Origin of the sequence: Peribacillus frigoritolerans, assembly GCF_004358755.1 — a bacterium.
GTDB lineage: Bacteria > Bacillota > Bacilli > Bacillales > Bacillaceae > Bacillus_P.
Genome location: NZ_SMZY01000005.1, coordinates 1 through 23804 on the forward strand (window position 1 = coordinate 1; position 23804 = coordinate 23804).

Consider the following 23804-nt stretch of genomic DNA (forward strand, 5'->3'; position numbering starts at 1 on the left):
GTCACTATGTCTGGTGATGATGGCAAAGAGGTCACACCCGTTCCCATGCCGAACACGGAAGTTAAGCTCTTTAGCGCCGATGGTAGTTGGGGGTTTCCCCCTGTGAGAGTAGGACGTTGCCAGGCTAATGACAAAAATATTCAAGCGGAGGATTAGCTCAGCTGGGAGAGCATCTGCCTTACAAGCAGAGGGTCGGCGGTTCGAGCCCGTCATCCTCCACCATTTATTTTTGGTATTAAAACGCTGCTTCAGATCAGCAAAAAAGTATCACTTACTTTATATGCCGGTGTAGCTCAATTGGTAGAGCAACTGACTTGTAATCAGTAGGTTGGGGGTTCAAGTCCTCTTGCCGGCACCATTCGGTTCTATACCGAATCAAGTTTGAATATGTGCCATTAGCTCAGTCGGTAGAGCACGATCGAGTAATCTTCGAAGCTTATGCTTCAGCACACAAATAGAGCCACTCCTTGAATAATCTTTCTGAGATTTGGGTGTCTTGCAAAACTATAGAGTGTTTTCTAAATTAAGTGCCATTAGCTCAGTCGGTAGAGCATCTGACTTTTAATCAGAGGGTCGAAGGTTCGAGTCCTTCATGGCACACCATTTTTCCTTAATATGCGGGTGTGGCGGAATTGGCAGACGCGCTAGACTTAGGATCTAGTGTCTTTGACGTGGGGGTTCGAGTCCCTTCACCCGCATCATATTTTGCGGAAGTAGTTCAGTGGTAGAACACCACCTTGCCAAGGTGGGGGTCGCGGGTTCGAATCCCGTCTTCCGCTCTTGCTTGCGCCGGGGTGGCGGAACTGGCAGACGCACAGGACTTAAAATCCTGCGGTAGGTGACTACCGTACCGGTTCGATTCCGGTCCTCGGCACCACTTATTTCATATCATATATGCGCCCGTAGCTCAATTGGATAGAGCGTTTGACTACGGATCAAAAGGTTATGGGTTCGACTCCTATCGGGCGCGCCATATACGGGAAGTAGCTCAGCTTGGTAGAGCACTTGGTTTGGGACCAAGGGGTCGCAGGTTCGAATCCTGTCTTCCCGACCATTTCCAAACTTTTAATTAGGGGCCTTAGCTCAGCTGGGAGAGCGCCTGCCTTGCACGCAGGAGGTCAGCGGTTCGATCCCGCTAGGCTCCACCAATTAAATAGAATTAATTGACTTTGTTCCTGGGGCGGTGTAGCTCAGCTGGCTAGAGCGTACGGTTCATACCCGTGAGGTCGTGGGTTCGACTCCCTCCGCCGCTACCAAAAAAGGACCTTTAGCTCAGTTGGTTAGAGCAGACGGCTCATAACCGTCCGGTCGTAGGTTCGAGTCCTACAAGGTCCACCATTCTATTTAGTCATTCGGAGGTATACCCAAGTCCGGCTGAAGGGATCGGTCTTGAAAACCGACAGGGGAGTCAAATCCCGCGGGGGTTCGAATCCCTCTACCTCCTCCATTTTTATTTTGATAAGTGGAATAACTTACTTCAGCAAGCCGATTGATTCACACCATAATAATCGGATTAAATGAACTTAATTAATATTGTCGCGGGGTGGAGCACGATCGAATAAGCTTCTTCGAAAATACTCCAGCGTACCGATTGAGCCGCATCTTGGCTAAGCTTTCTGAAATCGGGACGGAGAACGCGAACAATGAGCATTGAAAAAAGATTTAATTTATTACTATCGCGGGGTGGAGCAGTCTGGTAGCTCGTCGGGCTCATAACCCGAAGGTCGCAGGTTCAAATCCTGTCCCCGCAACCAAATGGTCCCGTGGTGTAGCGGTTAACATGCCTGCCTGTCACGCAGGAGATCGCCGGTTCGATCCCGGTCGGGACCGCCATTTTTACTATGTACAGTTTAGTAAAGATTTAATTCATACAAATGGCTTGGTAGCTCAGTCGGTAGAGCACGATTGAATAAGCTTCGAAGCATAAGCATCAGCGCACAAATTGAGCTGCTCCTTGGTTAAGCTTACTGAAATTTGGGCGAAGGTTTCAAGAATGTAACATCATTGTACTGCAAATTATTAAATGGCTTGGTAGCTCAGTCGGTAGAGCAAAGGACTGAAAATCCTTGTGTCGGCGGTTCGATTCCGTCCCAAGCCACCATTTACCTTAATGTTGTAAATGCTAAACAAATATAATAGTGGCGGTTGTGGCGAAGTGGTTAACGCACCAGATTGTGGCTCTGGCATTCGTGGGTTCGATTCCCATCAGTCGCCCCATTTTTATATTCATATTGCGGGTGTAGTTTAATGGTAAAACTCTAGCCTTCCAAGCTAATGTCGTGGGTTCGATTCCCATCACCCGCTCCATAATGGGCCTATAGCTCAGCTGGTTAGAGCGCACGCCTGATAAGCGTGAGGTCGATGGTTCGAGTCCATTTAGGCCCACCATTTCTGTTTTGGAGAAATTAGGTTTCAATATTATTCCGCAGTAGCTCAGTGGTAGAGCTATCGGCTGTTAACCGATCGGTCGTAGGTTCGAGTCCTACCTGCGGAGCCATATCTGGGGAAGTACTCAAGTGGCTGAAGAGGCGCCCCTGCTAAGGGTGTAGGTCGCGTAAGCGGCGCGAGGGTTCAAATCCCTCCTTCTCCGCCAGAAAGCCTTGTTTTTTGGCCCGTTGGTCAAGCGGTTAAGACACCGCCCTTTCACGGCGGTAACACGGGTTCGAATCCCGTACGGGTCATACTTGAAAGAGTGCTGCACTATGTGCAGCACTCTTTTTAATTGACTTTGTTTATAAATATTGTTGTTATTAGACTAAATGATAAAAACTTTAAGTGGATTGTAGCGAATGGAACATTCCTGCGGGAAACAGAGGGAAATGGTTGATTCCATTTTGCAGCCGCCTTTCTGGATTTTTGTCCTTATACAGCGTGGTTAATTCCACTTTGCAGCCGCCTTTCTGAATTTTTGTCCTTATACAGCGTTGTTAATTCCATTTTACAGCTTCCATTTTAGATTTTTGTCCTCATAAAACCCGCAGGCAAGCCGGGTAGGCTCCCAGCAGGACCGCGGAAAGCAAGTTCCTGCAGCGGAAAGTAAAGAACAACATTTATACTCGAAAACAATCTATGAGAAGTTATGTAAGAGGATCTTTTTAAGCAGTAATAAAGCTTTATGTACCCCATCCCCTTTATTATCTGTCTCAACCTTCTCCTACCCATTCTATGCGCCTGTATGGAACCTCTTCTAACTAACCCTTCAGTCATGATTCTATAAACAATAAGCTCTTATAGCTGCCTTTGCCAGTTTCTGCAAGTGCCTTGATAAAGAGAACCTACGTTCAATGTTGATTAAAATGAAAGCTCTTAACTCTTAACTAGTCTCCAACTATTCGCCAAATATTTCTAACTCTCCCATTAACCTCTTAACAAACCAGCTTTCCAGTGCTCAGGCAGTATTTTATCTAACAGAACTTACTTAAAAACAATTCAGAAATTAATAACTGCGGTTCTACTACCTTCAGGAAAAGTCATGTAAAAAAATGATTCATATTCTTTTTCATGAACTTAAAATATATTTTCAACAAATAATATAAATCTATATAAATACTTTATGAAAGAAGGTTTGAAATATCTTAAAGAGAGGTATATGTAATGGTAATAAAGAAAAAAAAGAAAAAACGAAAATGAAGAATAAAAAGATTTCGACAATTCTTACTCATTTTGTCGAATTTACTATTTTTGTGATATAACTTACTCAAAATACACAATTGGAATATCCTGTTAGAAATACCTGTATTTTCTTACGTATATTGATTTTTTTAGTATATTTGACTGATGTTCATTTCGCCAAATTCTTCGATTATCCTTATTTCTTTCGTTTCCTCATTCGACATCATTTTAAAAGAATAGTTTTTTGAAAAATGAATAATGATTCATGACATATCATGTCAATAAGTAGAAGCGCTTACAAAAAAGGTAATCCTTCCTTCTGATTGAAATTAGAATTAAGATAAACTTATAGAAAGGGTGATTAGGAATGAATCTTGCTACGCCAACTGATTTTGAGGTTCATCTTTTCCATGAGGGAAATTTGTTTAAAGCTCATGAATTATTTGGTGCTCACAGCAGCGTACGGAACGGTGTTTGCGGTACTGTGTTTACTGTTTGGGCTCCTCATGCGCTTGAGGTGCGGGTTGCAGGTGATTTTAATCACTGGGACGGCTCGAATCACAAGCTTGAAAGAGTGAATGATCAAGGAATCTGGTCTGCTTTTATTCAGGATATAAAAGAGGGCGACCTGTATAAATACGAGATTATTACACGGAAAAATGAGAAAATTCTTAAATCTGATCCATTTGCCTTTTATGCAGAGGTAAAACCGAATACTGCCTCGATTGTTTATGATCTGGGTGATTATGAGTGGAATGATCAGAAGTGGCAGAAGAAGAAGCGTCAGAAGGAAATTTATAATCGGCCGATGTATATTTACGAGCTTAATCTTTGTTCTTGGAAAAAGAAAGAGGACGGCAGCCTTTATACATATTTGGAGCTAGCGGATGTTTTGATTCCGTATGTTCTCGATCATGGATTTACTCACATTGAGCTTCTGCCTATTATCGAACATCCTTATGACCGTTCATGGGGATATCAGGGAACCGGATATTATGCGGCTACAAGCCGGTACGGAACTCCTCATGAATTAATGAAGTTCATCGATCTTTGTCATCAGAATAATCTTGGCGTCATCATGGACTGGGTGCCGGGCCATTTCTGCAAGGATGCGCATGGTCTGTATTATTTCGATGGGGAACCGACATTTGAATATGAGAGATATGAAGACCGGGAGAATGAGGTTTGGGGTACGGCTAACTTTGACTTAGGGAAGCCTGAGGTTCAGAGTTTCTTAATCTCAAATGCTCTTTTCTGGCTTGAAAAATATCATATTGATGGATTCAGAGTGGATGCAGTAGCGAACATGCTCTACTGGCAGAATACTGAAGAGCCTCATGAAAATCCGTTTGCAGTGAATTTCTTGAGAAAGCTGAATGAAAATGTATTTGCCTATGATCCTGGTGTTTTAATGATAGCAGAGGACTCAACCGACTTTCCTCTGGTGACATCACCTACCTCTGAAGGAGGGCTTGGGTTTAACTACAAATGGAACATGGGGTGGATGAACGATATCCTCAAGTACATGGAAGCTCCTCCGGAACAGCGGAAACACCTTCATCACAAGGTATCTTTTTCACTGATTTATGCCTTTACTGAGAACTTTATCCTTCCGCTTTCACATGATGAAGTGGTTCATGGAAAACGTTCACTTCTGAATAAAATGCCGGGGGATTATTGGCAGAAGTTTGCTCAGTATCGTCTGCTTCTCGGGTATATGATGACTCATCCAGGAAAAAAACTGCTGTTTATGGGCGGCGAATTTGCCCAGTTTGATGAGTGGAAGGATCTTGAGCAGCTTGATTGGGTGCTTGATGATTTTGACATGCATCAAAAGTCAAGAACCTATTTCAAGGAACTGATGGCTGTATATAAAAGACAGCGTCCTCTGTATGAGCAGGATCACTCACAGGAAGGCTTTGAATGGATTGATGTGAATAATTCCGACCAAAGTATCTTTTCCTTTATCAGAAGAGGCCTAAAGCCTAATGAGCAGCTCGTTGTAGTCTGCAACTTCACACCGCAAACCTACCACGAATATAAAGTGGGGGTGCCGGCCGATACAAAATACATTGAAATCATGAACAGCGATGACACTGTATTTGGAGGATCAGGCCAGGTTAATAAGAAAGATCTTAAAGCACAAGAAGGCACGCTGCATAATCAGCCTTATCACATATCAATGACCATTCCGCCTTATGGAATATCCATTTTACGCGCAGTTAAAAAACGAGAGGAGACAATCAACCATGGTGAAAAAAAAGTGCGTCGCAATGTTATTGGCAGGAGGAAAGGGTAGTCGTTTAAGTTCTTTAACGCAAAACCTTGCAAAACCAGCAGTGCCATTTGGCGGAAAGTACCGCATCATCGACTTTACATTAAGCAATTGCTGCAATTCAGGTGTAGATACAGTAGGGGTGCTGACACAGTATCAGCCGCTTGTACTGAATTCTTATATCGGGATTGGCAGTGCATGGGATCTTGACCGCAAAAACGGAGGAGTTACTGTACTTCCTCCATACGCAGAGTCCTCAGAAGTGAAATGGTATAAAGGTACAGCCAGTGCCATCTATCAAAACCTTAACTATTTAAAACAATATGATCCAGAGTATGTACTGATCTTATCGGGAGATCACATTTATAAAATGGATTACTCGGAAATGCTGGATTACCATGTAGAAAAAGATGCAGACGTATCTATTTCTGTAAAAGAAGTGCCATGGGACGAAGCAAGCCGCTTTGGTATTTTGAATACAGATGCCAATCTTGAAGTCATTGAATTTGACGAGAAGCCTCAAAATCCTAAGAACAACCTGGCATCGATGGGCATCTATATTTTCAAATGGTCCATTTTAAAAGAGTTCTTGGAAATGGATGAGCGTAATCCGTACTCAAGCCATGACTTTGGCAAAGACGTATTGCCTTTGCTGCTTGATGAAAAGAAAAAACTTGTGGCTTATCCATTTAAAGGCTATTGGAAAGATGTTGGTACGGTTAAAAGCCTGTGGGAAGCTAATATGGATCTATTAAATGAAGTGCCTGAGCTGGATTTGTTTGATAACAACTGGCGCATCTATTCTGTCAACCCGAATCAGCCTCCTCAATATTTATCAGAGGGTGCAGAAGTTACTGAGTCCCTTGTAAACGAAGGATGCGTGGTTTATGGAACCATTCACCATTCGGTCTTATTCCAGGGCGTAACAGTGGGGCAGCATTCATTCCTGAAAAATACGGTTGTCATGCCGGATGCGGTCATTGGCAATAATGTCTATATTGAAAATGCGATTGTACCATCAGGTTTAGTTGTACCGGATGGCATGGTCATTCGTTCGGATAAAGATATTGAAGAAGTCATTTTAGTAACGGAAGAACTAGTAGAGCAAACGGCAGGAGCATAACCGGTAAGTACGATGTGCAAACAGCAGAGAAATCCTATTTATTTCCGATGAAAATAAACGAATGCGAGAGGTGGAACAGCTATGAATCAAAGGATGCTGGGAATTATTGATGCAACAACGTATACAAATGCCATCGAGGACTTAACGGTGAATCGGTCGATGGCTGCTATTCCGTTTGCGGGGCGTTACAGATTAATCGATTTTGTTTTATCAAATATGGTGAACTCGGATATTGACAGTGTAGCTATTTTTCCAAAATACCAATACCGTTCTCTGATGGATCATTTAGGGTCAGGCAAGCAATGGGATTTAAACAGAAAGCGTGATGGGCTGTTCTTTTTCCCGTCTCCGCATTTAAACGACCAATATAATGAATTTGGATCGATCCGCCAGCTGTCAGATCACATTGATTATTTCTTGAGAAGCAAGCAGGAATATGCGGTGATCACAAACAGCTATACAGTCTGCAACATTGATTTCAAAGATGTTCTTGCGAAACATGTGAAAATGGGCTGCGATATTACGGAAATCCGCAAAGATGGCGAATCTTTGCATATGTATGTGATGTCGACGAAATTATTGCTGAATCTTATCCATGACAATAATCAAACAGGTTACAAAACTATTGGCCAAGTGATTATGGATAATACCCATAAAATGTTGATTTGTGATTATGAGTTTGATGGATATGTTGCCATTATTGACTCTATTGAAAGCTATTACCGCCACAGCCTGGAAATGCTTAAGCCTGAAGTCTGGCAGCAGTTATTCCTTAAAAACCGTCCTATCTTAACTAAGGTGAAGGATGAGCCGCCAGCAAGACACGGACAGAATGCTGTTGTGAAAAATTCAATGATTGCAAATGGCAGCGTGATAGAAGGACATGTAGAAAACAGCATTATTTTCAGAGCTGTTCATATCGGAAAAGGAACGGTCATAAAAAATGGCATCATCATGCAAAAATCTCAGGTTGGAGAAAATTGCGTGCTTGAGAACGTCGTTCTTGATAAGGATGTAAAAGTAGGCAGCGGCATTGAATTAAAAGGATCTGCTGATCTGCCGATCGTGCTTAGAAAAGGAACAGTACAAGGAGCGCTGATGAAATCGTGAAGGTATTATTTGTTGTATCGGAATGTGTCCCTTTTGTAAAATCCGGAGGTCTGGCGGATGTTGCAGGGGCGCTGCCCAAGGAATTAAAGCGTCTTGGCACGGATATTCGAGTGATTTTGCCTAAATACGGTCAAATTCCGGAGCGATTCCGCTCAAAAATGAAAAAGATTAAAGATATTGTTGTTCCTGTCGGATGGAGACGCCAATATTGCGGAATCGAACAGCTGGAATTTGAGGGAATCACGTATTATTTCATTGATCATGAATATTATTTTAATCGTGACTCTTTGTATGGCCATTTTGATGATGGGGAGCGTTTCTCTTTTTTCTGCAGAGCGGTTCTGGATTCAATTAAAGCAGTCGAATTCCAGCCTGATGTGATTCACTGCCATGATTGGCATACAGGCATGGTGCCATTCCTTTTAAAAGAAGAATACGCTTCTCAATCATTTTATGAAAATATGAAAGCGGTTTTTACGATTCATAACCTGCAATTTCAGGGGATTTTCCCAAGAGATATCCTGCATGATTTACTTGGTCTTGATGACCGGTATTTTAATGCAGATCAATTGGAATTCCATGGCTATGTGAACTTCATGAAAGCTGCTCTTGTTGCTTCAGATTTAATTACAACGGTAAGCCCAACTTACAAGAATGAGATCCAAACCCCGTATTTTGGCGAGCGGCTTGACGGGCTGCTGCGGGTGAAGGAAGCTTCCCTAGTGGGCATATTAAATGGAATTGATGATGCAATTTATAATCCGGGGGACGATCCATACATAGCGTTTCCATATGATGAGCACTCAGTCAAAAACAAAGCAAAGAATAAAAAAGAGCTTCAGAAGATGTTTGGCCTTCCGGAAAAAGAGGATACGCCTCTTCTCACAATGGTCACTCGATTAACTCAGCAAAAGGGCCTTGATCTGGTCGAGCGAGTGCTGCATGAAATGCTTCAATCAGATATGCAGATTATCATCCTTGGTACCGGAGAGAAAAAGTTCGAGGATTTCTTCAGGCACATGGAGTGGCTGTATCCTGATAAGTGCAAAGCATACATAGGCTTTGATGAGCCGCTTGCACACCGCATTTATGCAGGCTCGGATTTCTTTTTAATGCCTTCTCAGTTTGAGCCATGCGGTCTTGGCCAGCTGATTGCTCTAAGATACGGATCGATTCCGATTGTCAGAGAAACTGGCGGCCTGAATGATACCGTGACTTCTTACCGCGATGATACAGGTGAGGGGAACGGCTTTACGTTCACTAACTTCAATGCTCATGATATGATGAACACCGTTAACCGGGCATGCACGATTTATAAGAAAAAAACCATTTGGAACAGCCTTGTCAAAACAGCTATGAAAGAAGACTACAGTTGGGCGCAGTCTGCGTTTAAATACAACCAGCTTTATGCTGATTTAATGACTAGGAGTGGGAGTCATGTTCTCTAACAAAAATGAATTTAAAGACAGTTTTCTAAAGCGCTTGGAAATGAGTTATGGAAAGAAATTCGCTGAATCAACAAAACGTGATCAATACCAAACGCTTGGGAATATGGTGAGAGAACATATCAGCAGCAATTGGATCTCAACGAACGAATGGAACCGGGCAAGCAACAACAAGCAAGTTTATTACTTGTCAATTGAGTTCTTGCTTGGAAGGCTGCTTGGACAAAACCTTTTGAATTTGGGCATTCATGAAGTTGTGCTTGAAGGATTCGCTGATCTTGGAATCGATCTTGAGGAGATTGAAGAAAGTGAAGCAGATGCAGGGCTTGGCAATGGCGGTTTAGGCCGCCTTGCTGCTTGTTTTCTCGATTCGCTTGCTTCATTAAATTTACCTGGACATGGTCTCGGCATCAGGTATAAACATGGTCTTTTTGACCAAAAGATTGTAGATGGCTATCAGGTGGAATTGCCTGAACAATGGCTAAGGCACGGAAATGTGTGGGAAGTCCGCAAGCCGGATCAGGCAATTGAGATTCCATTTTGGGGTAAGATTGAGCATTCACACGAAGATGGAAAGCTTGAATTCCGCCACGTTCAATCTGAGAATATTATGGCTGTACCTTATGATATGCCTGTCATTGGCTATGAAACAAGCACAGTTAATACATTAAGGCTGTGGAACGCTGAGCCGGCTCCAAATCCGCCTCACCACCGTGATGTGCTTGCTTATAAACGCGAAACAGAAGCAGTATCAGAGTTTTTATATCCGGATGATACACATGATGAAGGAAAGATTCTCAGGCTTAAACAGCAATATTTTCTAGTTTCTGCAAGCCTGCAGTCCATTGTGCGGTCATACCTTAAAAAGAATGATACCCTGCATGAATTTCATAAACATGTTGCCATCCATGTAAACGATACTCATCCCGTTCTTGCCATCCCGGAACTTATGAGAATTCTGCTTGATGAAGAGCATATGGAATGGGAAGAAGCATGGAATATTACGTTTAATACGATATCTTATACAAATCATACGACTTTATCGGAAGCACTTGAAAAATGGCCTCTGCATATCTTTAAGCCGCTGCTTCCAAGAATCTATATGATTGTTGAAGAATTAAACGAGAGATTCTGCAAAGAATTATGGAATCGTTTCCCTGGAGACTGGAAGCGTATTGAAAATATGGCGATTATCGCTCACGGCGTCGTAAAAATGGCCCATTTAGCAATTGTAGGAAGCCACAGCGTCAATGGAGTTGCAAAGATCCATTCTGACATTTTGAAAAACCGTGAAATGAAACTGTTTCATCAAATTTATCCTCAAAAGTTTAACAACAAAACAAATGGCATCACACACCGCAGATGGCTGATTAAAGCCAATCCAGAACTGACAAATCTCATTACCGAAACAATCGGAACCGACTGGATTAAAAACCCTCACCTCATGATTGAACTAAAACGACATATCTATAATCCACTATTAAAAGAAGAATTTGCAGCCGTTAAACGGAAAAGAAAAGAGATTCTAGCAGATATTATTGAAAAGAAAACGGGTATTTCCGTTGATAAACATTCAATCTTTGATGTTCAGGTGAAACGTCTTCATGCTTATAAACGCCAGCTCTTAAATGTGCTGCACATCATGTATCTGTATAACAGGCTGAAAGAGGATTCCAATTTTACGATTTATCCAAGGACGTTTATTTTTGGAGCAAAGGCATCCCCAGGCTATTATTATGCTAAGAAAATCATTAAGCTTATTAACTCTCTTGCTGATAAAGTAAACAGTGATCCGAAAGTTTCAAAGATGATGAAAGTCATATTCATGGAAAACTACAGGGTCTCACTTGCCGAGCATATCTTCCCTGCGACAGATGTCAGTGAACAAATCTCTACTGCCAGTAAAGAGGCGTCTGGAACAGGCAATATGAAATTCATGATGAACGGTGCGCTTACAATGGGAACATTGGACGGGGCGAATATTGAAATCTTAGAAGAAGTAGGAAAAGAGAACATCTTCACCTTTGGCTTAAAGGCTGATGAGGTTCTGAACTATTACGAAAATGGCGGATATCGTTCATCTGAATATTATCATCATGATCTGCGGATCAGACAAGTGGTTGATCAGCTCACAAACGGATTCTTTCCTGATACCGAAGATGAGTTTGAAGCAATAAAAGATTCCCTTCTTTATGAAAATGATCATTACTTTGTACTGCGTGATTTTGCATCCTATGTGGATGCTCAGGAACAGCTCGAAAAAGCCTACAAAAACCAGGATAAATGGCTTGAAAAAGCACTTCTTAATATTGCGCACTCAGGCTATTTCTCAAGTGACCGGACGATCCATGAGTATGCTGATGGCATTTGGGACATACAGCCGATTCCTGTAATTCATTAAGTTTTTGAAAACCCGCTTATTGAGCGGGTTTTCTGCTGTCTGAGTTTTGGGATTCCAACAAATCAGGTTAATTAGCATATATTGCAAACAAGTGAGAAAGCTGCTGCTTTGACAAAATCATATAAATTAAGATGGGATTGCCCAATAAGTCTCTAAAATGAAGCAGGGAGGAAAAACAAATGTTATTTCCTCCCTGCTTTTTTAAGTAGACTCTATTCATAAACTTTGTTGTTTTCAGACTACATGTTAAAAATCTTGAGCGGAAATGAACGGACAACATTAATTATTGAGAAAAACATTTTTTCCGTAATTAGACTTTCTGAACAGCCCATCTTTTTAACGGTTATCCCCATCAAGCAATCGTCCAAGTCCGCCAAGGATGCTTCCTTCTCCTGAAGAGTGTCCGCCGGCACTTGGAGCATTTGCAAAAATACGGTCGGCAAGACGGCTGAACGGAAGAGACTGCACCCATACAGTCCCAGGCCCTTGTACAGTTGCAAAAAATAATCCTTCACCGCCGAAAAAGGCCGTTTTAACTTTCCCGACATATTCGACATTGTAGTTAACGTCTCTCGTCATCGCGACAAGACAGCCTGTGTCCACTTTAAGACGTTCCCCGGGTGCAAGCTGCCGTTTATGTATCGTGCCTCCCGCATGCAAAAAGGCAAGACCGTCTCCTTCAAGCTTTTGCATAATGAATCCCTCGCCGCCGAAGAAGCCGGTTCCTAATTTTTTCTGAAAATCAATCCCGACTGAAACGCCTTTAGCAGCACATAGAAACGCATCTTTTTGGCAAACAACCTTGCCCTGCATTTCTTTTAAGTCGACAGGGATGATCTTTCCTGGATAGGGAGCTGCAAATGACACCTGCTTTTTGCCTCCCGCTTTATTGGTAAAGACCGTCATAAATAAACTTTCTCCGGTAATGACACGCTTACCGGCACCTACTAAACGGCTCATTAAGCCTTTTTGCTCAGACCCATCTCCAAAGATGGTTTCCATATCAATGCCGTCATCCATCATCATCATTCCGCCGGCCTCGGCTACTACACTTTCACTTGGATCGAGCTCAATTTCAACAAACTGCATGTCATCTCCATAAATCGTGTAATCAATTTCGTGTGCGTTCAATAAGGTCACCTCTTTTCTTTTTTTGTAAACATTCGTCATTAAGGAAGAAAACCCTTCCGATTTCCATTTATAATGAAAGGAGTTCTTCATAAAGGAGATAAGCCTATGCCTGTCATTAAAAACACCATTCTCATTAAAGCGCCAATTGAAGTCTGCTTCGACCTTGCAAGAAATGTAGAGGTTCATACGAGAACGACTGAGAAAACAAAAGAGAAAGCGGTTGGGGGTGTAACCACCGGGCTTCTTAAAGAAGGGGATACAGTAGAATGGGAGGCCGTTCACTTCAGTATTAAGCAAAGGCTGACTGCCAAAATAACAGAAATGAACCGGCCTTATGAATTTAAAGATATCATGGTTAAAGGAGCTTTCAAGTCTTTCAATCATACACATACGTTTGCTCCTTCAGGTAATGAAACAGTGATGACTGACCGCTTTGAATATCAATCACCATTAGGATGTATAGGCAAAGCCGCAGATTTATTATTTTTAGAGAGGTATATGAAAAATTTTCTCTCGGACCGGGCGAAGGAACTAAAAAAAACCGCAGAAGCAAAATAAAACAGAGTCCCCTAGCGGGAACTCTGTTTAAGATGAAATTTGCGCCTTGATGTATAGCGCCATCACCTAACTCCTCTGTCAGAACGGATCCGCCTTTAGGAGATAAACAGGGCGATTCCGCTTTTATTATTCACTATAAGGTTCCTTCTCTGATGCAGGAAGGTCACCGAAAGGAGTCATAATCCCTTCTTCATCAAGAGTATGTTCATACTGTCTATGCTGTATGTTTGGATACACGGTTACGTTCTTACCCTCGATATCTGTAGCTGCGAAGTTCTCATAATCTTCAACATACCCTGTGGGGTCATCGTTCTCCATATACACGTCATTGTAGGAATCAACAGGATACTCCATGTCAGACGGAGTTTCAGAGTTGCCAAAGCGTTCTACATCTTGATATGAGTCTTCTGCATCATAGGCTTCAGAATCGCTTTCATCGTATTCGAATTGTCCAAATGCCGGCTCAAGAATGCTTTCCTCAATCGGTCTTGAACGGGAAATTGCCTGCTCCGGTGAATGTTCCTTGCAAGTTGTAGCAGTGGGAAGCACTTCAAGTCTTTCTTCTGGTATGTCAGTTCCGCATACTTCACAAACCCCGTAAGTTCCCTTTTCAATGGCTGCAAGTGCTCGGTTGATATCGCTTAATTCTTCCTCAACATGCTCATTTAATGCAATATCTTTTTCACGTTCATAAAGCTCTGTGCCTTCATCACCAGGGTGGTTGTCATAACTTGAAAGCTCACCGGTAGAATCGTGCCCAAAGCTTTGCTCGAGCCCGAAATGTTTGTTTTCCTGCAGGTGCTGCTCAATTTCTGCTTTTCTTGCGTCAAGCTGTGAGCGAAAGGAAGCCATTTGACCGCTGTTAAGCATTCCGTTCACGCTCCTTCCTTAAGAAGTAATTTCTTCTTTTTTTAGTATGAACAGATTAAGGCAATTCATGATTGTAAATAATGTACAAAAAAAACGGCCCGTCAAAGGACCGTGTAAAGGTTAGATTGTGCTAATGAATAAACCAAGTGCGAGCAAGAAGCCGAATTGAATATTTGTCTGAGCAGTTGCTTTCATTGCAGGCATCATTTCAAGCGGAAGTGATTTGCCGACGAATTTTTTTACGGCACTGTATGCTTTAGGTGTGCTGATTAAGACTAAAAGCGCCCAAAAGGACAAGTGGCCGAGTGCAATCATGATCAAGATGACCGCATATGAAGCAGCGAACATGGAAGCGAGGAAAATAATCGCTTTTTTGCGTCCAATCAGGATTGCCAGTGTTTTGCGCCCGTTTTCTTTATCGCCGTCGAGGTCGCGGATATTATTTGACAGCATGATGTTTCCAACCAGGAAAGCGATCGGAATGGAAATAAGGATGCTGATCGGTGATATCGTACCAGTTTGAATGTAATAAGCAAGCAGAATAATAACCATGCCCATAAAGAAACCTGCAACAAGCTCCCCAAATGGAGTGTAGGCAATTGGCATAGGGCCTCCTGTATAAAAATAGCCGGTAGCCATGCAGATTAACCCAATAACAGCGATCCACCAAGTGGAGGTCATGCAAATATAAACACCTAAAAGTGCTGCGACGGCGAAGAATGCAAAGGCAAGGTTTAGAACCGTCCTTGGTTTCACACCGTTTCTTACAATTGCTCCGCCGATTCCGACAGAATTTTCATTATCAAGTCCGCGCTTGAAATCAAAATATTCATTAAACATATTGGTTGCAGCCTGAATTAAAATGGATGCAATCAGCATAGCTAGAAATAATAAGATATGAACCTGACCTTCATTTAAAGCAAGCACCGTACCGATCGTAACAGGAATAAAGGCGGCAGACAGTGTGTGCGGACGCAACAGCATCCACCATACTTTCCAGCTTTTATCCTTTTTGATGGAGGGCACATTTTGTGTAGTGTGTGATTGTGTATGCATCAAAGATTTCTCCCCTTTTTGTCAACCAAATGGAGCACGTTTGCTTCCCAGAATTAAGTGTAGGAAATTTACAATATTGTGTCAATCCTTTTACAAATGTTTGAACAATCATTTAATTCCCTGACCGGGAAATTTCTTCCGCGAGAGCTTTTGATTTTAATGTTGTCAGGGTAGTAATATAATAAGGATAATAGTCGTTATTTCTATTATACCATTTCTTTGTCCAAGTACTATTGACACCTCTTTCCTCTGAGGTGTATCTTAATATAAGCGATTTTTCGGTTTTGGAGGGATTTCCAATGATTACGGCATTAAAACATACATTTACGGAGATTATGAAGCGTGCTTTGGAGGAAGCCAGACAGTTTGATAAACCGGTCATATTAAGTCAGGTCAAGCCGTTGAATGATTCAATGAACCCCCTCCATTTTTATGCGGCTGGCGAGCGGCTTTTTTTAGGCGAGCGGTTTTATTGGGCAACTCCAGGTTCACGCTTTACAATTACAGGCTTGGGAAACGAATGCACAGTAGAGAATGATTCTGCTGAAAGCGATCGTTTCGGGCGGATTGAGTCTGATTGGAAACGCTTTAAAAAAATGGTGCATTATGAAGATGGTGCAAAATCTCATATAGGTACAGGCGCTTTATTATTCGGCGGTTTTTCTTTTGATCCGCATAACCGCAGAAACGAGCGCTGGAATAAATATCCTGAGGCGAAATTCTTTTTGCCGTCGGTAATGCTTACAGTGAAAGACGGCGTTTCTTTTCTGACAATTAATCGTGTGATTAATCCTGATGATGATCTTGAATCATGTGCCAAGCATTTCACATCGATTGCGGGCGAAGTACTGACTGAAAAGGCAAGCACCGGGGGAGAGTCCGTGAACAATTACACTCTAAAAGAGGCGGATACGGGAACATGGCTTTCAGCTGTACAAAAAGCCACAGAATTAATTAAAAGCGGAGAGCTGGATAAAGTCGTGCTGGCACGTGAAGTACAGTTAGAGTATGATCACAAAATTAATATCTATTCAACTTTAAGCAAACTGCAGACAGAGCAGCCTACAAGCTTTATCTTTTCTTTTGAAAATGGCCGGCAATCGTTCATTGGAGCAACACCTGAACGTTTGATCAAAAAGGAAAACAGCAGGCTGCTTTCAACATGTCTTGCTGGTTCCATTAAAAGAGGGAAGAGCAAGCAAGAAGATACGGAGCTCGGAACAGAGCTTTTGAATGATGAAAAAAACCTGATTGAGCACGCGATTGTTGTGAAAATGATCAAAGATTCATTTGAAGAATACTGCAGTAAAGTTAAGGTTTCAGATCACCCGCAATTATTAAAAACGAAAAATATTCAGCATTTGTATACGCCGATTGAAGGATCAATGAAAGCAGGTTATTCTTTATTGAACTTAGTGGAGAAGCTCCATCCGACACCTGCCTTAGGCGGATATCCCAAAATGGCTGCTGTTGACATAATCAGAGAAATTGAACCTATGGACCGCGGCTGGTATGCCGGTCCAGTAGGCTGGCTTGATGCTGAAAACAACGGTGAGTTTGCAGTAGCCATCCGCTCCGGCTTAATTGAGGGCAAGCAGGCCATCCTGTTTGCAGGATGCGGAATTGTTGCAGAATCCGATCCTCAAATGGAATATCAGGAAACCCTGATTAAGCTGAAGCCGATGCTCTCTGCGCTGGGAGGAGTCAACCATGAGTGCAAATAAATCTTTAACTCTTTATGCAGCAAGTTTCGTTGATGAATTAACTAAAGCGGGTGTCCGGGATGCAGTTATCAGCCCGGGTTCAAGGTCAACGCCTATGGCCATGCTGATGGCTGAGCATCCTGATATCAACATTCATGTTCTGATTGACGAACGATCAGCAGGTTTTTTTGCCCTTGGCATGGCTAAGGTGCAGCAAAGACCTGTTGCATTGCTGTGTACATCAGGAACGGCAGCAGCTAATTATTATCCGGCAGTTGTTGAGGCATTCTATTCAAGAGTGCCTTTGCTTGTTTTAACGGCAGACCGTCCGCACGAGCTTAGAGATGTGGGTGCACCGCAGGCAATCGATCAGCTGCATCTGTTCGGCCGCTATGCAAAATGGTTTGCTGATATGGCGATTCCGGAGCATACTGGTGAACTTCTTCATTATGGGAGAACAATGGCCGCACGTGCAGCGGGCAAAGCCATTTCTTCTCCATCCGGACCGGTTCATCTTAATTTTCCGTTCAGAGAACCTCTCGTACCTGATTTAGAATCTGAGGATTTATGGACAAGCTTGAATAGCCGTCCTAAACATGTTCAAGTAACAGCGGGTTCTTCCGTTATTGATGTTTCCGAAGTGCAGCGCTTAGCTGATCTCCTTTCAGACGAAAAAAAGGGATTGATTATATGCGGGGAACTTCGCGATCCTGATTTCGCGAAAGCGGCGGTTACCTTATCTTCTGTCCTGAAGTACCCGATTCTTGCTGATCCTCTTTCTAATTTAAGAACAGGTTCTCATGATCAATCATCTGTCATTGAATGCTATGATGCATTCATGAAGGATGAATACATAACAGAGCAGCTAAAGCCGCAAGTCATTATCCGGTTCGGAGCAATGCCGGTTTCAAAGCCGCTGTTTTTATTCTTGAAGAAAACGGCTGACATCCGTCAAATTGTTGTGGATGGACAAGGAGGCTGGCGGGAGCCGACCTTAATGGCTGCGGAAATGATTGAATGCAGAGAAAGCTGGCTGTGCAAGGAGCTTATCAAACAGGCCAAAGTGCGGGAAGATATGGATTGGCTACAGTCATGGCAGAAAGTAAATCTCATTTCGCGTGAGGTAGCAGGCTCTGCTGAAGACAAAGGCGGCGACTTGTTTGAAGGAAATGTTTTCCGTGAATTGCAGCAAGCACTTCCACAGAAGTGTCAGCTGATTGCAGGGAACAGTATGCCTATTCGTGACCTGGATAATTATTTCCTTAACACGGAAAAGGACATTGAAGTATTTGCGAACCGCGGAGCGAATGGAATCGATGGGATCGTATCAACAGCGCTTGGAATGAGTGCGGGTGCCGGCACAGATCATCCCACTTTTTTAGTCATCGGCGATTTATCTTTTTATCATGATATGAATGGTCTGCTTGCTGCGAAAATGCACAAGCTCAATTTGACCATTATTCTTGTTAATAACGATGGGGGAGGCATCTTTTCGTTTCTTCCGCAGTCAAAAGAAGAAAAGCATTTTGAAACTTTATTCGGTACGCCATCAGGTCTTGATTTTAAACATGCTGCCGATCTATATGACGCTGCCTATACATTGCCTGCGACATGGGAAGAATTCCGGGCAGCAGTGTCAGATGCTGTCATTAAAAAAGGCTTAAATATCATAGAGGTGCGCACAAATCGTCAAACCCGTGTCAGTATTCATCGTGAATTGATGAATCGTGTTTCCCAGGAAATAAGAGAGAAGATCTTAAAATGATGCTGACGATAAGAGGAGTATCCTATCATGTCGAAACATATGGAGAAGGCACACCACTAGTTCTTCTCCATGGATTTACAGGCTCAGCTGAAAACTGGCACCCATTTCTGGACATGTTCAGCCAGTATAAAGTTATTTTAATTGATCTGATAGGACACGGACAGACAAATTCACCTTCAGAATTTGAGCGCTACAGCATGGAGGAATCGGTTAAGGATTTATATGATATTTTTGCAGCACTTCATCTTAAGAATTTCATTCTTGCAGGCTATTCTATGGGAGGAAGACTGGCATTAACATATGCCGTTCAGCACCCTGAACAGATCGACAAGCTGATACTTGAAAGTGCCTCTCCTGGTTTAAAATCAGAGGCTGAGAGAATGAATAGAAGAGAAAATGACCGAAATCTCTCTCAGTTAATAAGAGAACAGGGAATGAACCACTTTATTAACTTTTGGGAGAACATACCGCTTTTTGCCTCTCAGAAAGCTCTGCCGGAGGCTTTACAAAATAATCAGCGGATCCAAAGGCTGAAAAATGATGAGACGGGGCTTGCGAACAGTCTTTTGGGGATGGGGACAGGATCTCAGAGGTCATTATGGGACAGCCTCCATACTCTAAAGATTCCAGTTCTGCTATTAAGCGGAGAGCGGGATGAAAAGTTCTGCGGAATCGCAAAAGAGATGAAAAATTTGCTCCCGCTTTCGACATTTATTAAAATAATTGGTGCAGGTCATGCAGTTCATGTGGAACAACCGCAAATCTTTGGTAGAATAGTAAATGAGTTTATTAATTCGTAAACGTATTCATAAGGAGGCAGTACGCGAAATGACAGTAGAATGGATTGCTGAACGCAAGTACGAAGATATTTTATATGAAACGTATAATGGGATTGCCAAAATCTCAATTAATCGTCCAGAGGTACATAATGCATTCCGTCCGAAAACGGTAATGGAATTAATTGATGCTTTTGCTTATGCAAGAGATGACGCAAATGTTGGGGTAATTATATTAACTGGAACAGGCGGCAAAGCATTCTGTTCGGGCGGCGATCAAAAGGTGCGCGGCCATGGCGGTTATGTTGGCGAAGACCAAATTCCGCGTTTGAATGTTCTAGATCTGCAGCGTTTAATCCGCGTGATACCAAAACCGGTTATTGCCATGGTGGCAGGATACGCAATCGGCGGAGGCCACGTGCTTCATATTGTCTGTGATTTAACCATTGCAGCGGACAATGCTGTTTTCGGCCAGACAGGTCCAAAAGTAGGCAGCTTTGATGCCGGCTATGGTTCAGGATACCTTGCCCGTATTGTCGGGCATAAAAAAGCACGCGAAATCTGGTTCCTGTGCCGTCAATACAATGCACAGGAAGCGCTTGACATGGGTCTTGTCAACACGGTTGTGCCTTTAGAAAAGCTTGAAGAAGAAACGGTTCAATGGTGCGAGGAGATTTTAGAAAAGAGCCCGACTGCCATTCGTTTCCTTAAAGCTGCATTTAATGCCGATACAGACGGCCTTGCAGGCATTCAGCAATTTGCAGGAGACGCAACTCTGCTGTACTATACAACGGATGAAGCTAAAGAAGGCAGAGATGCTTTCAAAGAAAAACGCAATCCTGACTTCAAGCAGTTCCCAAGATTCCCTTAAACAACATGCAGCAGCTTGATGATTTCATCAAGCTGCTTTCTTATAGTTTAGAATTTATTTTGTCTTTTGCATCTATGTCTAGCGCAAGCGCCTGGATACCCGGTCGGAACGGCTCAGCCAAAAAAGTCGGGACACGGACTGCCGGAGCAGGTCTTCACGCTTGCGCTTTTCTACTATAAAGGCGGTGAACAAACATGAATACAATGCCCAATTGGTTAAAGCAGCGTGCCTATTTAACCCCTGACCGAATTGCGATGATGACAGATGAGAGAACATTAACATTTCGTGAACTGCATGAACTGACAGAACATATGGCATTTACTTATCATCATCATGGGATCAGAAAAGGACAGCATGCTGCAATCCTTATGAAAAACAGTATTGAAATGGCTGCTGCTATCCATGCGCTTACATACATTGGAGCAACAGCCGTGCTGTTAAATACAAGATTGACTGCCTCAGAGCTTGATTGGCAATTGAGGGATTCAGAAGCAGCATTCCTCATTTGTGATGCAGCACTTAATCAAAAATGGGAGAATCCAAGCTGGATAACAATAGATAGCGGAGAGCTTGTAACAGCAGAAACAGCTTCTGTTCAGTATGAACATTCATTTGATTTAGATCAGACGGCAACTATTATGTACACATCAGGAACAACCGGCAAGCCGAAGGGTGTTCTTCAATCATTCGGCAATCATTATTGGAGCGCTGCCGGTTCCTCTTTAAACCTGGGCCTTCATCATGACGACAGGTGGCTTTGCGCCGTTCCTCTTTTTCATATCAGCGGACTGTCCATCTTAATGAGAGGTGTGATCTATGGAATGACCGTCATCCTCCATGAATCCTTTCATCCATCAAGAGCGAACCGCGAAATTATGGAGAATGGGGCAACAATCGTTTCCGTTGTGCAAACCATGCTATCTCAGATGATAGAAAACCTTGGGGAAGGTGAATATCCGAAGACGTTCAGATGCATGCTGTTAGGCGGCGGTCCTGCACCAATGCCGCTATTGAAAGAATGTGAAAAGAAAAAAATCCCTGTCTATCAAACATACGGAATGACAGAAACCTCCTCGCAAATTGTCACGCTATCACCAGAGTACAGTCTGACAAAGCTTGGTTCAGCAGGAAAACCGCTTTTTCCCTGCGAGATTAAAATTCTGAAGAACAATCAGGCTTGCCCCCCTTTTACAGAGGGAGAAATTCATGTGCAAGGCCCGAATGTAACGAAAGGGTATTGGAAACGTGAAGCAGACATTCACCATGGATGGCTGCAAACAGGAGATATGGGATATTTTGATGATGAAGGATTTTTATATGTTCTTGACAGGCGTTCGGATCTGATTGTATCAGGCGGTGAAAATATTTATCCTGCGGAAATAGAAGCTGTCCTGCTCTCCCACCCTTCGGTCAATGAAGCCGGTGTAACCGGAATGCCTGATGCAAAATGGGGACAGGTTCCGCACGCATTCATTGCGGCAAAAGATGAAGTAAGTGAGGAAGAACTGATTTCCTATTGCTCAGCCCTGCTTGCAAAATATAAAATTCCAAAACGCATTCATTTTATTAATAAGCTGCCTAGAAATGCTTCAAATAAATTAGTGCGCAGAAAGCTCGCAGAATTTCTTGGAGGTACTCATGATTGATGTACAGGAAGTGACGCTTCATCACCTTGATATGAAACTCGTTACCCCCTTTCAATCCAGTATTGAAACAGTTTCTAAGCGTGAGAGCATTCTGATCGAAGTACGTAATCGCAGCGGACAAATTGGATGGGGAGAAGTTGTTGCATTCTCTTCACCCTGGTACACAGAAGAAACGATTGGAACTTGTCATCACATGCTGAAATCATTTCTTATCCCTGAACTGCTTGCAAAACCATTTCAAGATCCGGAAGCATTCATTGATTCTTTTTCCTATATCAGAAGAAATCAAATGGCTAAAGCAGCAATTGAAGGTGCAGTATGGGATCTTCATGCAAAGCTTGAGGAAAAGCCGCTTGCAGCCATCTTAGGCGGAACGGCAAAGCAAATTGATTCGGGTGTTGTTATTGGCCTGGCCTCAATGGAACACATGCTTGAAACAATCGGGAAGCATGTCAGCGATGGATATAAACGAATAAAAATAAAAATTAAGCCTGGATCAGATGCTGCTCTGCTTGATGAAATTAGAAGCCATTTTCCGGATATACCTTTAATGGCAGATGCCAACTCTGCCTATACGCTTGATGATATCAGCCTTTTAAAGCAGCTTGATGAATATAATCTATTAATGATCGAACAGCCGCTTGCTCACGATGACATTATCGATCATGCGGTTCTGCAGTCTCAATTAAAAACACCGATTTGTCTAGATGAGAGCATTATTACGCTCAATGATGCAAAAAAAGCGATTCAGCTGGGCAGCTGCGGCGTCATTAATATTAAGCCGGGGAGAGTCGGCGGTCTTTTTGAATCGATAAAAATTCACGATTATTGCATGCAGCACAATGTTCCGGTTTGGGTGGGAGGAATGCTTGAGACAGGGGTTTCGCGGGCACATAACATCGCTCTTGCATCACTTCCGAATTTTACGATACCCGGTGATATTTCTGCATCTGCGCGATATTGGGAAGAAGATATCATTTCTCCGCCCGTTACCGTGAATAATGGGAAAATAGATGTCCCTGCAGGTCCTGGACTCGGATTTGAAGTAAATCGGAGCAAATTAGCAAAATACTGTACTCATATCGAACGTTTTACTAAATGAAATTTGATTTTTCTCTAGGGGAAAATCTGATTTTAGCTCTGCAAAATTTAATTTTGCGGTTTTGTGAAATTTTGCATTCCATGTTAAAACTAAAAGGAATGATGCTAGAGACATCATTTCGAAAATCAGCCCTCTCTGCTTCAATCTTTGGCCAGCTATGTATGTAGCTGGCTCTTTTTAGTTTTAGGACAAAGAGTTAAGAACCTTAAGTGGATGGCCGCGGAAGGAACGGACAACATTTATAATCGAAAACAACAATCAAAGCGAAAACAGCTTAATTATATGTATAGAATTTTACGCATCTATGTCAATTGAGTTCTTTTAAATCCTCGGCCAGTAAAATAATTGGACATCTGTCTG

The 23804-nt window shown here is 42.6% G+C and carries 15 protein-coding genes, 21 tRNA genes and 1 rRNA gene; 34 read left to right on the forward strand and 3 right to left on the reverse strand.

What is annotated here, in order from left to right:
• Nucleotides 1-9: 9 nt before the first annotated feature.
• The 27 genes from rrf (at nt 10) to E2R53_RS19435 (ending at nt 11966) form a co-directional block, all read left to right on the forward strand.
• Nucleotides 10-125: ribosomal RNA gene (gene rrf, locus E2R53_RS19305) — 5S ribosomal RNA — on the forward strand.
• A gap of 21 nt (nt 126-146) precedes the next feature.
• A tRNA-Val gene (locus E2R53_RS19310) sits at nt 147-222 on the forward strand.
• 60 nt (nt 223-282) lie between these two features.
• Nucleotides 283-358 (forward strand) — tRNA-Thr (locus tag E2R53_RS19315).
• A 169-nt stretch (nt 359-527) separates the two neighbouring features.
• Nucleotides 528-603, forward strand: a tRNA-Lys gene (locus tag E2R53_RS19320).
• A gap of 14 nt (nt 604-617) precedes the next feature.
• A tRNA-Leu gene (locus E2R53_RS19325) sits at nt 618-698 on the forward strand.
• A 9-nt stretch (nt 699-707) separates the two neighbouring features.
• Nucleotides 708-779 (forward strand) — tRNA-Gly (locus tag E2R53_RS19330).
• 9 nt (nt 780-788) lie between these two features.
• Nucleotides 789-877 (forward strand) — tRNA-Leu (locus E2R53_RS19335).
• A 19-nt stretch (nt 878-896) separates the two neighbouring features.
• A tRNA-Arg gene (locus E2R53_RS19340) sits at nt 897-973 on the forward strand.
• Between the two features lie 4 nt (nt 974-977).
• Nucleotides 978-1054: transfer RNA gene (locus E2R53_RS19345), tRNA-Pro, on the forward strand.
• Between the two features lie 18 nt (nt 1055-1072).
• A tRNA-Ala gene (locus E2R53_RS19350) sits at nt 1073-1148 on the forward strand.
• A 31-nt stretch (nt 1149-1179) separates the two neighbouring features.
• Nucleotides 1180-1256: transfer RNA gene (locus tag E2R53_RS19355), tRNA-Met, on the forward strand.
• A 5-nt stretch (nt 1257-1261) separates the two neighbouring features.
• Nucleotides 1262-1338: transfer RNA gene (locus E2R53_RS19360), tRNA-Ile, on the forward strand.
• A 16-nt stretch (nt 1339-1354) separates the two neighbouring features.
• A tRNA-Ser gene (locus E2R53_RS19365) sits at nt 1355-1447 on the forward strand.
• Between the two features lie 230 nt (nt 1448-1677).
• Nucleotides 1678-1754, forward strand: a tRNA-Met gene (locus E2R53_RS19370).
• A gap of 3 nt (nt 1755-1757) precedes the next feature.
• Nucleotides 1758-1833, forward strand: a tRNA-Asp gene (locus tag E2R53_RS19375).
• Nucleotides 1834-2025: 192 nt separating this feature from the next.
• A tRNA-Phe gene (locus tag E2R53_RS19380) sits at nt 2026-2101 on the forward strand.
• A 40-nt stretch (nt 2102-2141) separates the two neighbouring features.
• Nucleotides 2142-2217, forward strand: a tRNA-His gene (locus tag E2R53_RS19385).
• 16 nt (nt 2218-2233) lie between these two features.
• Nucleotides 2234-2307: transfer RNA gene (locus tag E2R53_RS19390), tRNA-Gly, on the forward strand.
• Nucleotides 2308-2311: 4 nt separating this feature from the next.
• A tRNA-Ile gene (locus E2R53_RS19395) sits at nt 2312-2388 on the forward strand.
• 34 nt (nt 2389-2422) lie between these two features.
• Nucleotides 2423-2497, forward strand: a tRNA-Asn gene (locus E2R53_RS19400).
• Between the two features lie 5 nt (nt 2498-2502).
• A tRNA-Ser gene (locus tag E2R53_RS19405) sits at nt 2503-2593 on the forward strand.
• Between the two features lie 16 nt (nt 2594-2609).
• Nucleotides 2610-2681, forward strand: a tRNA-Glu gene (locus E2R53_RS19410).
• Nucleotides 2682-3979: 1298 nt separating this feature from the next.
• Complete coding sequence (gene glgB / locus E2R53_RS19415) at nt 3980-5911, forward strand: 1,4-alpha-glucan branching enzyme (RefSeq protein ID WP_133313402.1); 1932 nt, start codon at nt 3980-3982, stop codon at nt 5909-5911.
• Nucleotides 5865-7010 (forward strand): glucose-1-phosphate adenylyltransferase, encoded by a 1146-nt coding sequence (locus E2R53_RS19420; RefSeq protein WP_133313563.1) that lies wholly within the window; start codon nt 5865-5867, stop codon nt 7008-7010. The genes glgB and E2R53_RS19420 overlap by 47 nt, the downstream gene beginning before the upstream one ends.
• 81 nt (nt 7011-7091) lie before the next feature.
• On the forward strand, nt 7092-8120 hold the full coding sequence (locus E2R53_RS19425; protein ID WP_133313403.1) for a sugar phosphate nucleotidyltransferase: 1029 nt from the start codon (nt 7092-7094) through the stop codon (nt 8118-8120).
• Entirely contained in the window at nt 8117-9568 is a 1452-nt protein-coding gene (gene glgA / locus E2R53_RS19430; RefSeq protein WP_133313404.1) for a glycogen synthase GlgA, read from the forward strand. The genes E2R53_RS19425 and glgA overlap by 4 nt, the downstream gene beginning before the upstream one ends.
• Complete coding sequence (locus E2R53_RS19435; RefSeq protein ID WP_133313405.1) at nt 9558-11966, forward strand: glycogen/starch/alpha-glucan phosphorylase; 2409 nt, start codon at nt 9558-9560, stop codon at nt 11964-11966. The genes glgA and E2R53_RS19435 overlap by 11 nt, the downstream gene beginning before the upstream one ends.
• Before the next feature lie 336 nt (nt 11967-12302).
• Here E2R53_RS19435 and E2R53_RS19440 read toward each other — a convergent pair whose 3' ends face one another.
• Nucleotides 12303-13097 carry a TIGR00266 family protein gene (locus tag E2R53_RS19440; protein WP_133313406.1) on the reverse strand — a complete coding sequence of 265 codons (795 nt, stop codon included), beginning with the start codon at nt 13095-13097 and terminating at the stop codon, nt 12303-12305.
• A gap of 105 nt (nt 13098-13202) precedes the next feature.
• Here E2R53_RS19440 and E2R53_RS19445 point away from each other — a divergent pair, with 105 nt between their 5' ends.
• Nucleotides 13203-13655, forward strand: coding sequence for an SRPBCC family protein (locus E2R53_RS19445; protein WP_133313407.1), 453 nt, complete (start codon nt 13203-13205; stop codon nt 13653-13655).
• Between the two features lie 126 nt (nt 13656-13781).
• Here E2R53_RS19445 and E2R53_RS19450 read toward each other — a convergent pair whose 3' ends face one another.
• A complete protein-coding gene (locus E2R53_RS19450; RefSeq protein WP_133313408.1) occupies nt 13782-14525 on the reverse strand; it encodes a TraR/DksA C4-type zinc finger protein in 744 nt (247 codons plus the stop codon).
• A gap of 120 nt (nt 14526-14645) precedes the next feature.
• Complete coding sequence (locus tag E2R53_RS19455) at nt 14646-15581, reverse strand: 1,4-dihydroxy-2-naphthoate polyprenyltransferase (RefSeq protein ID WP_133313409.1); 936 nt, start codon at nt 15579-15581, stop codon at nt 14646-14648.
• Between the two features lie 299 nt (nt 15582-15880).
• Between E2R53_RS19455 and E2R53_RS19460 the strand changes: the two genes are divergently transcribed.
• The 6 genes from E2R53_RS19460 to menC all read left to right on the forward strand — a co-directional run bounded on the left by E2R53_RS19460 (nt 15881) and on the right by menC (nt 23444).
• Nucleotides 15881-17305: an isochorismate synthase gene (locus tag E2R53_RS19460; RefSeq protein ID WP_133313410.1), complete on the forward strand. Its 1425-nt coding sequence runs from the start codon at nt 15881-15883 to the stop codon at nt 17303-17305.
• The gene (menD, locus tag E2R53_RS19465; RefSeq protein WP_133313411.1) at nt 17292-19049 is read left to right on the forward strand and encodes a 2-succinyl-5-enolpyruvyl-6-hydroxy-3-cyclohexene-1-carboxylic-acid synthase; all 1758 of its coding nucleotides are present in this window, start codon (nt 17292-17294) and stop codon (nt 19047-19049) included. Before E2R53_RS19460 ends, menD begins: the two co-directional genes overlap by 14 nt.
• Complete coding sequence (gene menH, locus E2R53_RS19470) at nt 19046-19849, forward strand: 2-succinyl-6-hydroxy-2,4-cyclohexadiene-1-carboxylate synthase (protein WP_133313412.1); 804 nt, start codon at nt 19046-19048, stop codon at nt 19847-19849. The genes menD and menH overlap by 4 nt, the downstream gene beginning before the upstream one ends.
• Before the next feature lie 28 nt (nt 19850-19877).
• Complete coding sequence (menB, locus tag E2R53_RS19475) at nt 19878-20696, forward strand: 1,4-dihydroxy-2-naphthoyl-CoA synthase (RefSeq protein WP_070878739.1); 819 nt, start codon at nt 19878-19880, stop codon at nt 20694-20696.
• A 194-nt stretch (nt 20697-20890) separates the two neighbouring features.
• Nucleotides 20891-22342, forward strand: a complete 1452-nt coding sequence (locus E2R53_RS19480; RefSeq protein ID WP_133313413.1) for an o-succinylbenzoate--CoA ligase — start codon at nt 20891-20893, stop codon at nt 22340-22342.
• Nucleotides 22335-23444 (forward strand): o-succinylbenzoate synthase, encoded by a 1110-nt coding sequence (gene menC / locus E2R53_RS19485; RefSeq protein ID WP_133313414.1) that lies wholly within the window; start codon nt 22335-22337, stop codon nt 23442-23444. Before E2R53_RS19480 ends, menC begins: the two co-directional genes overlap by 8 nt.
• Nucleotides 23445-23804: the final 360 nt, after the last annotated feature.

What these genes read in the sequence shown, in the direction of transcription:
- glgB (WP_133313402.1), top strand. Translation starts at nt 3,980, where the DNA reads ATGAATCTTGCTACGCCAACTGATTTTGAGGTTCATCTTTTCCATGAG.
- E2R53_RS19425 (WP_133313403.1), top strand. Translation starts at nt 7,092, where the DNA reads ATGAATCAAAGGATGCTGGGAATTATTGATGCAACAACGTATACAAAT.
- E2R53_RS19435 (WP_133313405.1), top strand. Translation starts at nt 9,558, where the DNA reads ATGTTCTCTAACAAAAATGAATTTAAAGACAGTTTTCTAAAGCGCTTG.
- E2R53_RS19445 (WP_133313407.1), top strand. Translation starts at nt 13,203, where the DNA reads ATGCCTGTCATTAAAAACACCATTCTCATTAAAGCGCCAATTGAAGTC.
- E2R53_RS19450 (WP_133313408.1), bottom strand. Translation starts at nt 14,525, where the DNA reads ATGCTTAACAGCGGTCAAATGGCTTCCTTTCGCTCACAGCTTGACGCA.
- E2R53_RS19455 (WP_133313409.1), bottom strand. Translation starts at nt 15,581, where the DNA reads ATGCATACACAATCACACACTACACAAAATGTGCCCTCCATCAAAAAG.
- E2R53_RS19460 (WP_133313410.1), top strand. Translation starts at nt 15,881, where the DNA reads ATGATTACGGCATTAAAACATACATTTACGGAGATTATGAAGCGTGCT.
- menD (WP_133313411.1), top strand. Translation starts at nt 17,292, where the DNA reads ATGAGTGCAAATAAATCTTTAACTCTTTATGCAGCAAGTTTCGTTGAT.
- menH (WP_133313412.1), top strand. Translation starts at nt 19,046, where the DNA reads ATGATGCTGACGATAAGAGGAGTATCCTATCATGTCGAAACATATGGA.
- menB (WP_070878739.1), top strand. Translation starts at nt 19,878, where the DNA reads ATGACAGTAGAATGGATTGCTGAACGCAAGTACGAAGATATTTTATAT.
- E2R53_RS19480 (WP_133313413.1), top strand. Translation starts at nt 20,891, where the DNA reads ATGAATACAATGCCCAATTGGTTAAAGCAGCGTGCCTATTTAACCCCT.
- menC (WP_133313414.1), top strand. Translation starts at nt 22,335, where the DNA reads ATGATTGATGTACAGGAAGTGACGCTTCATCACCTTGATATGAAACTC.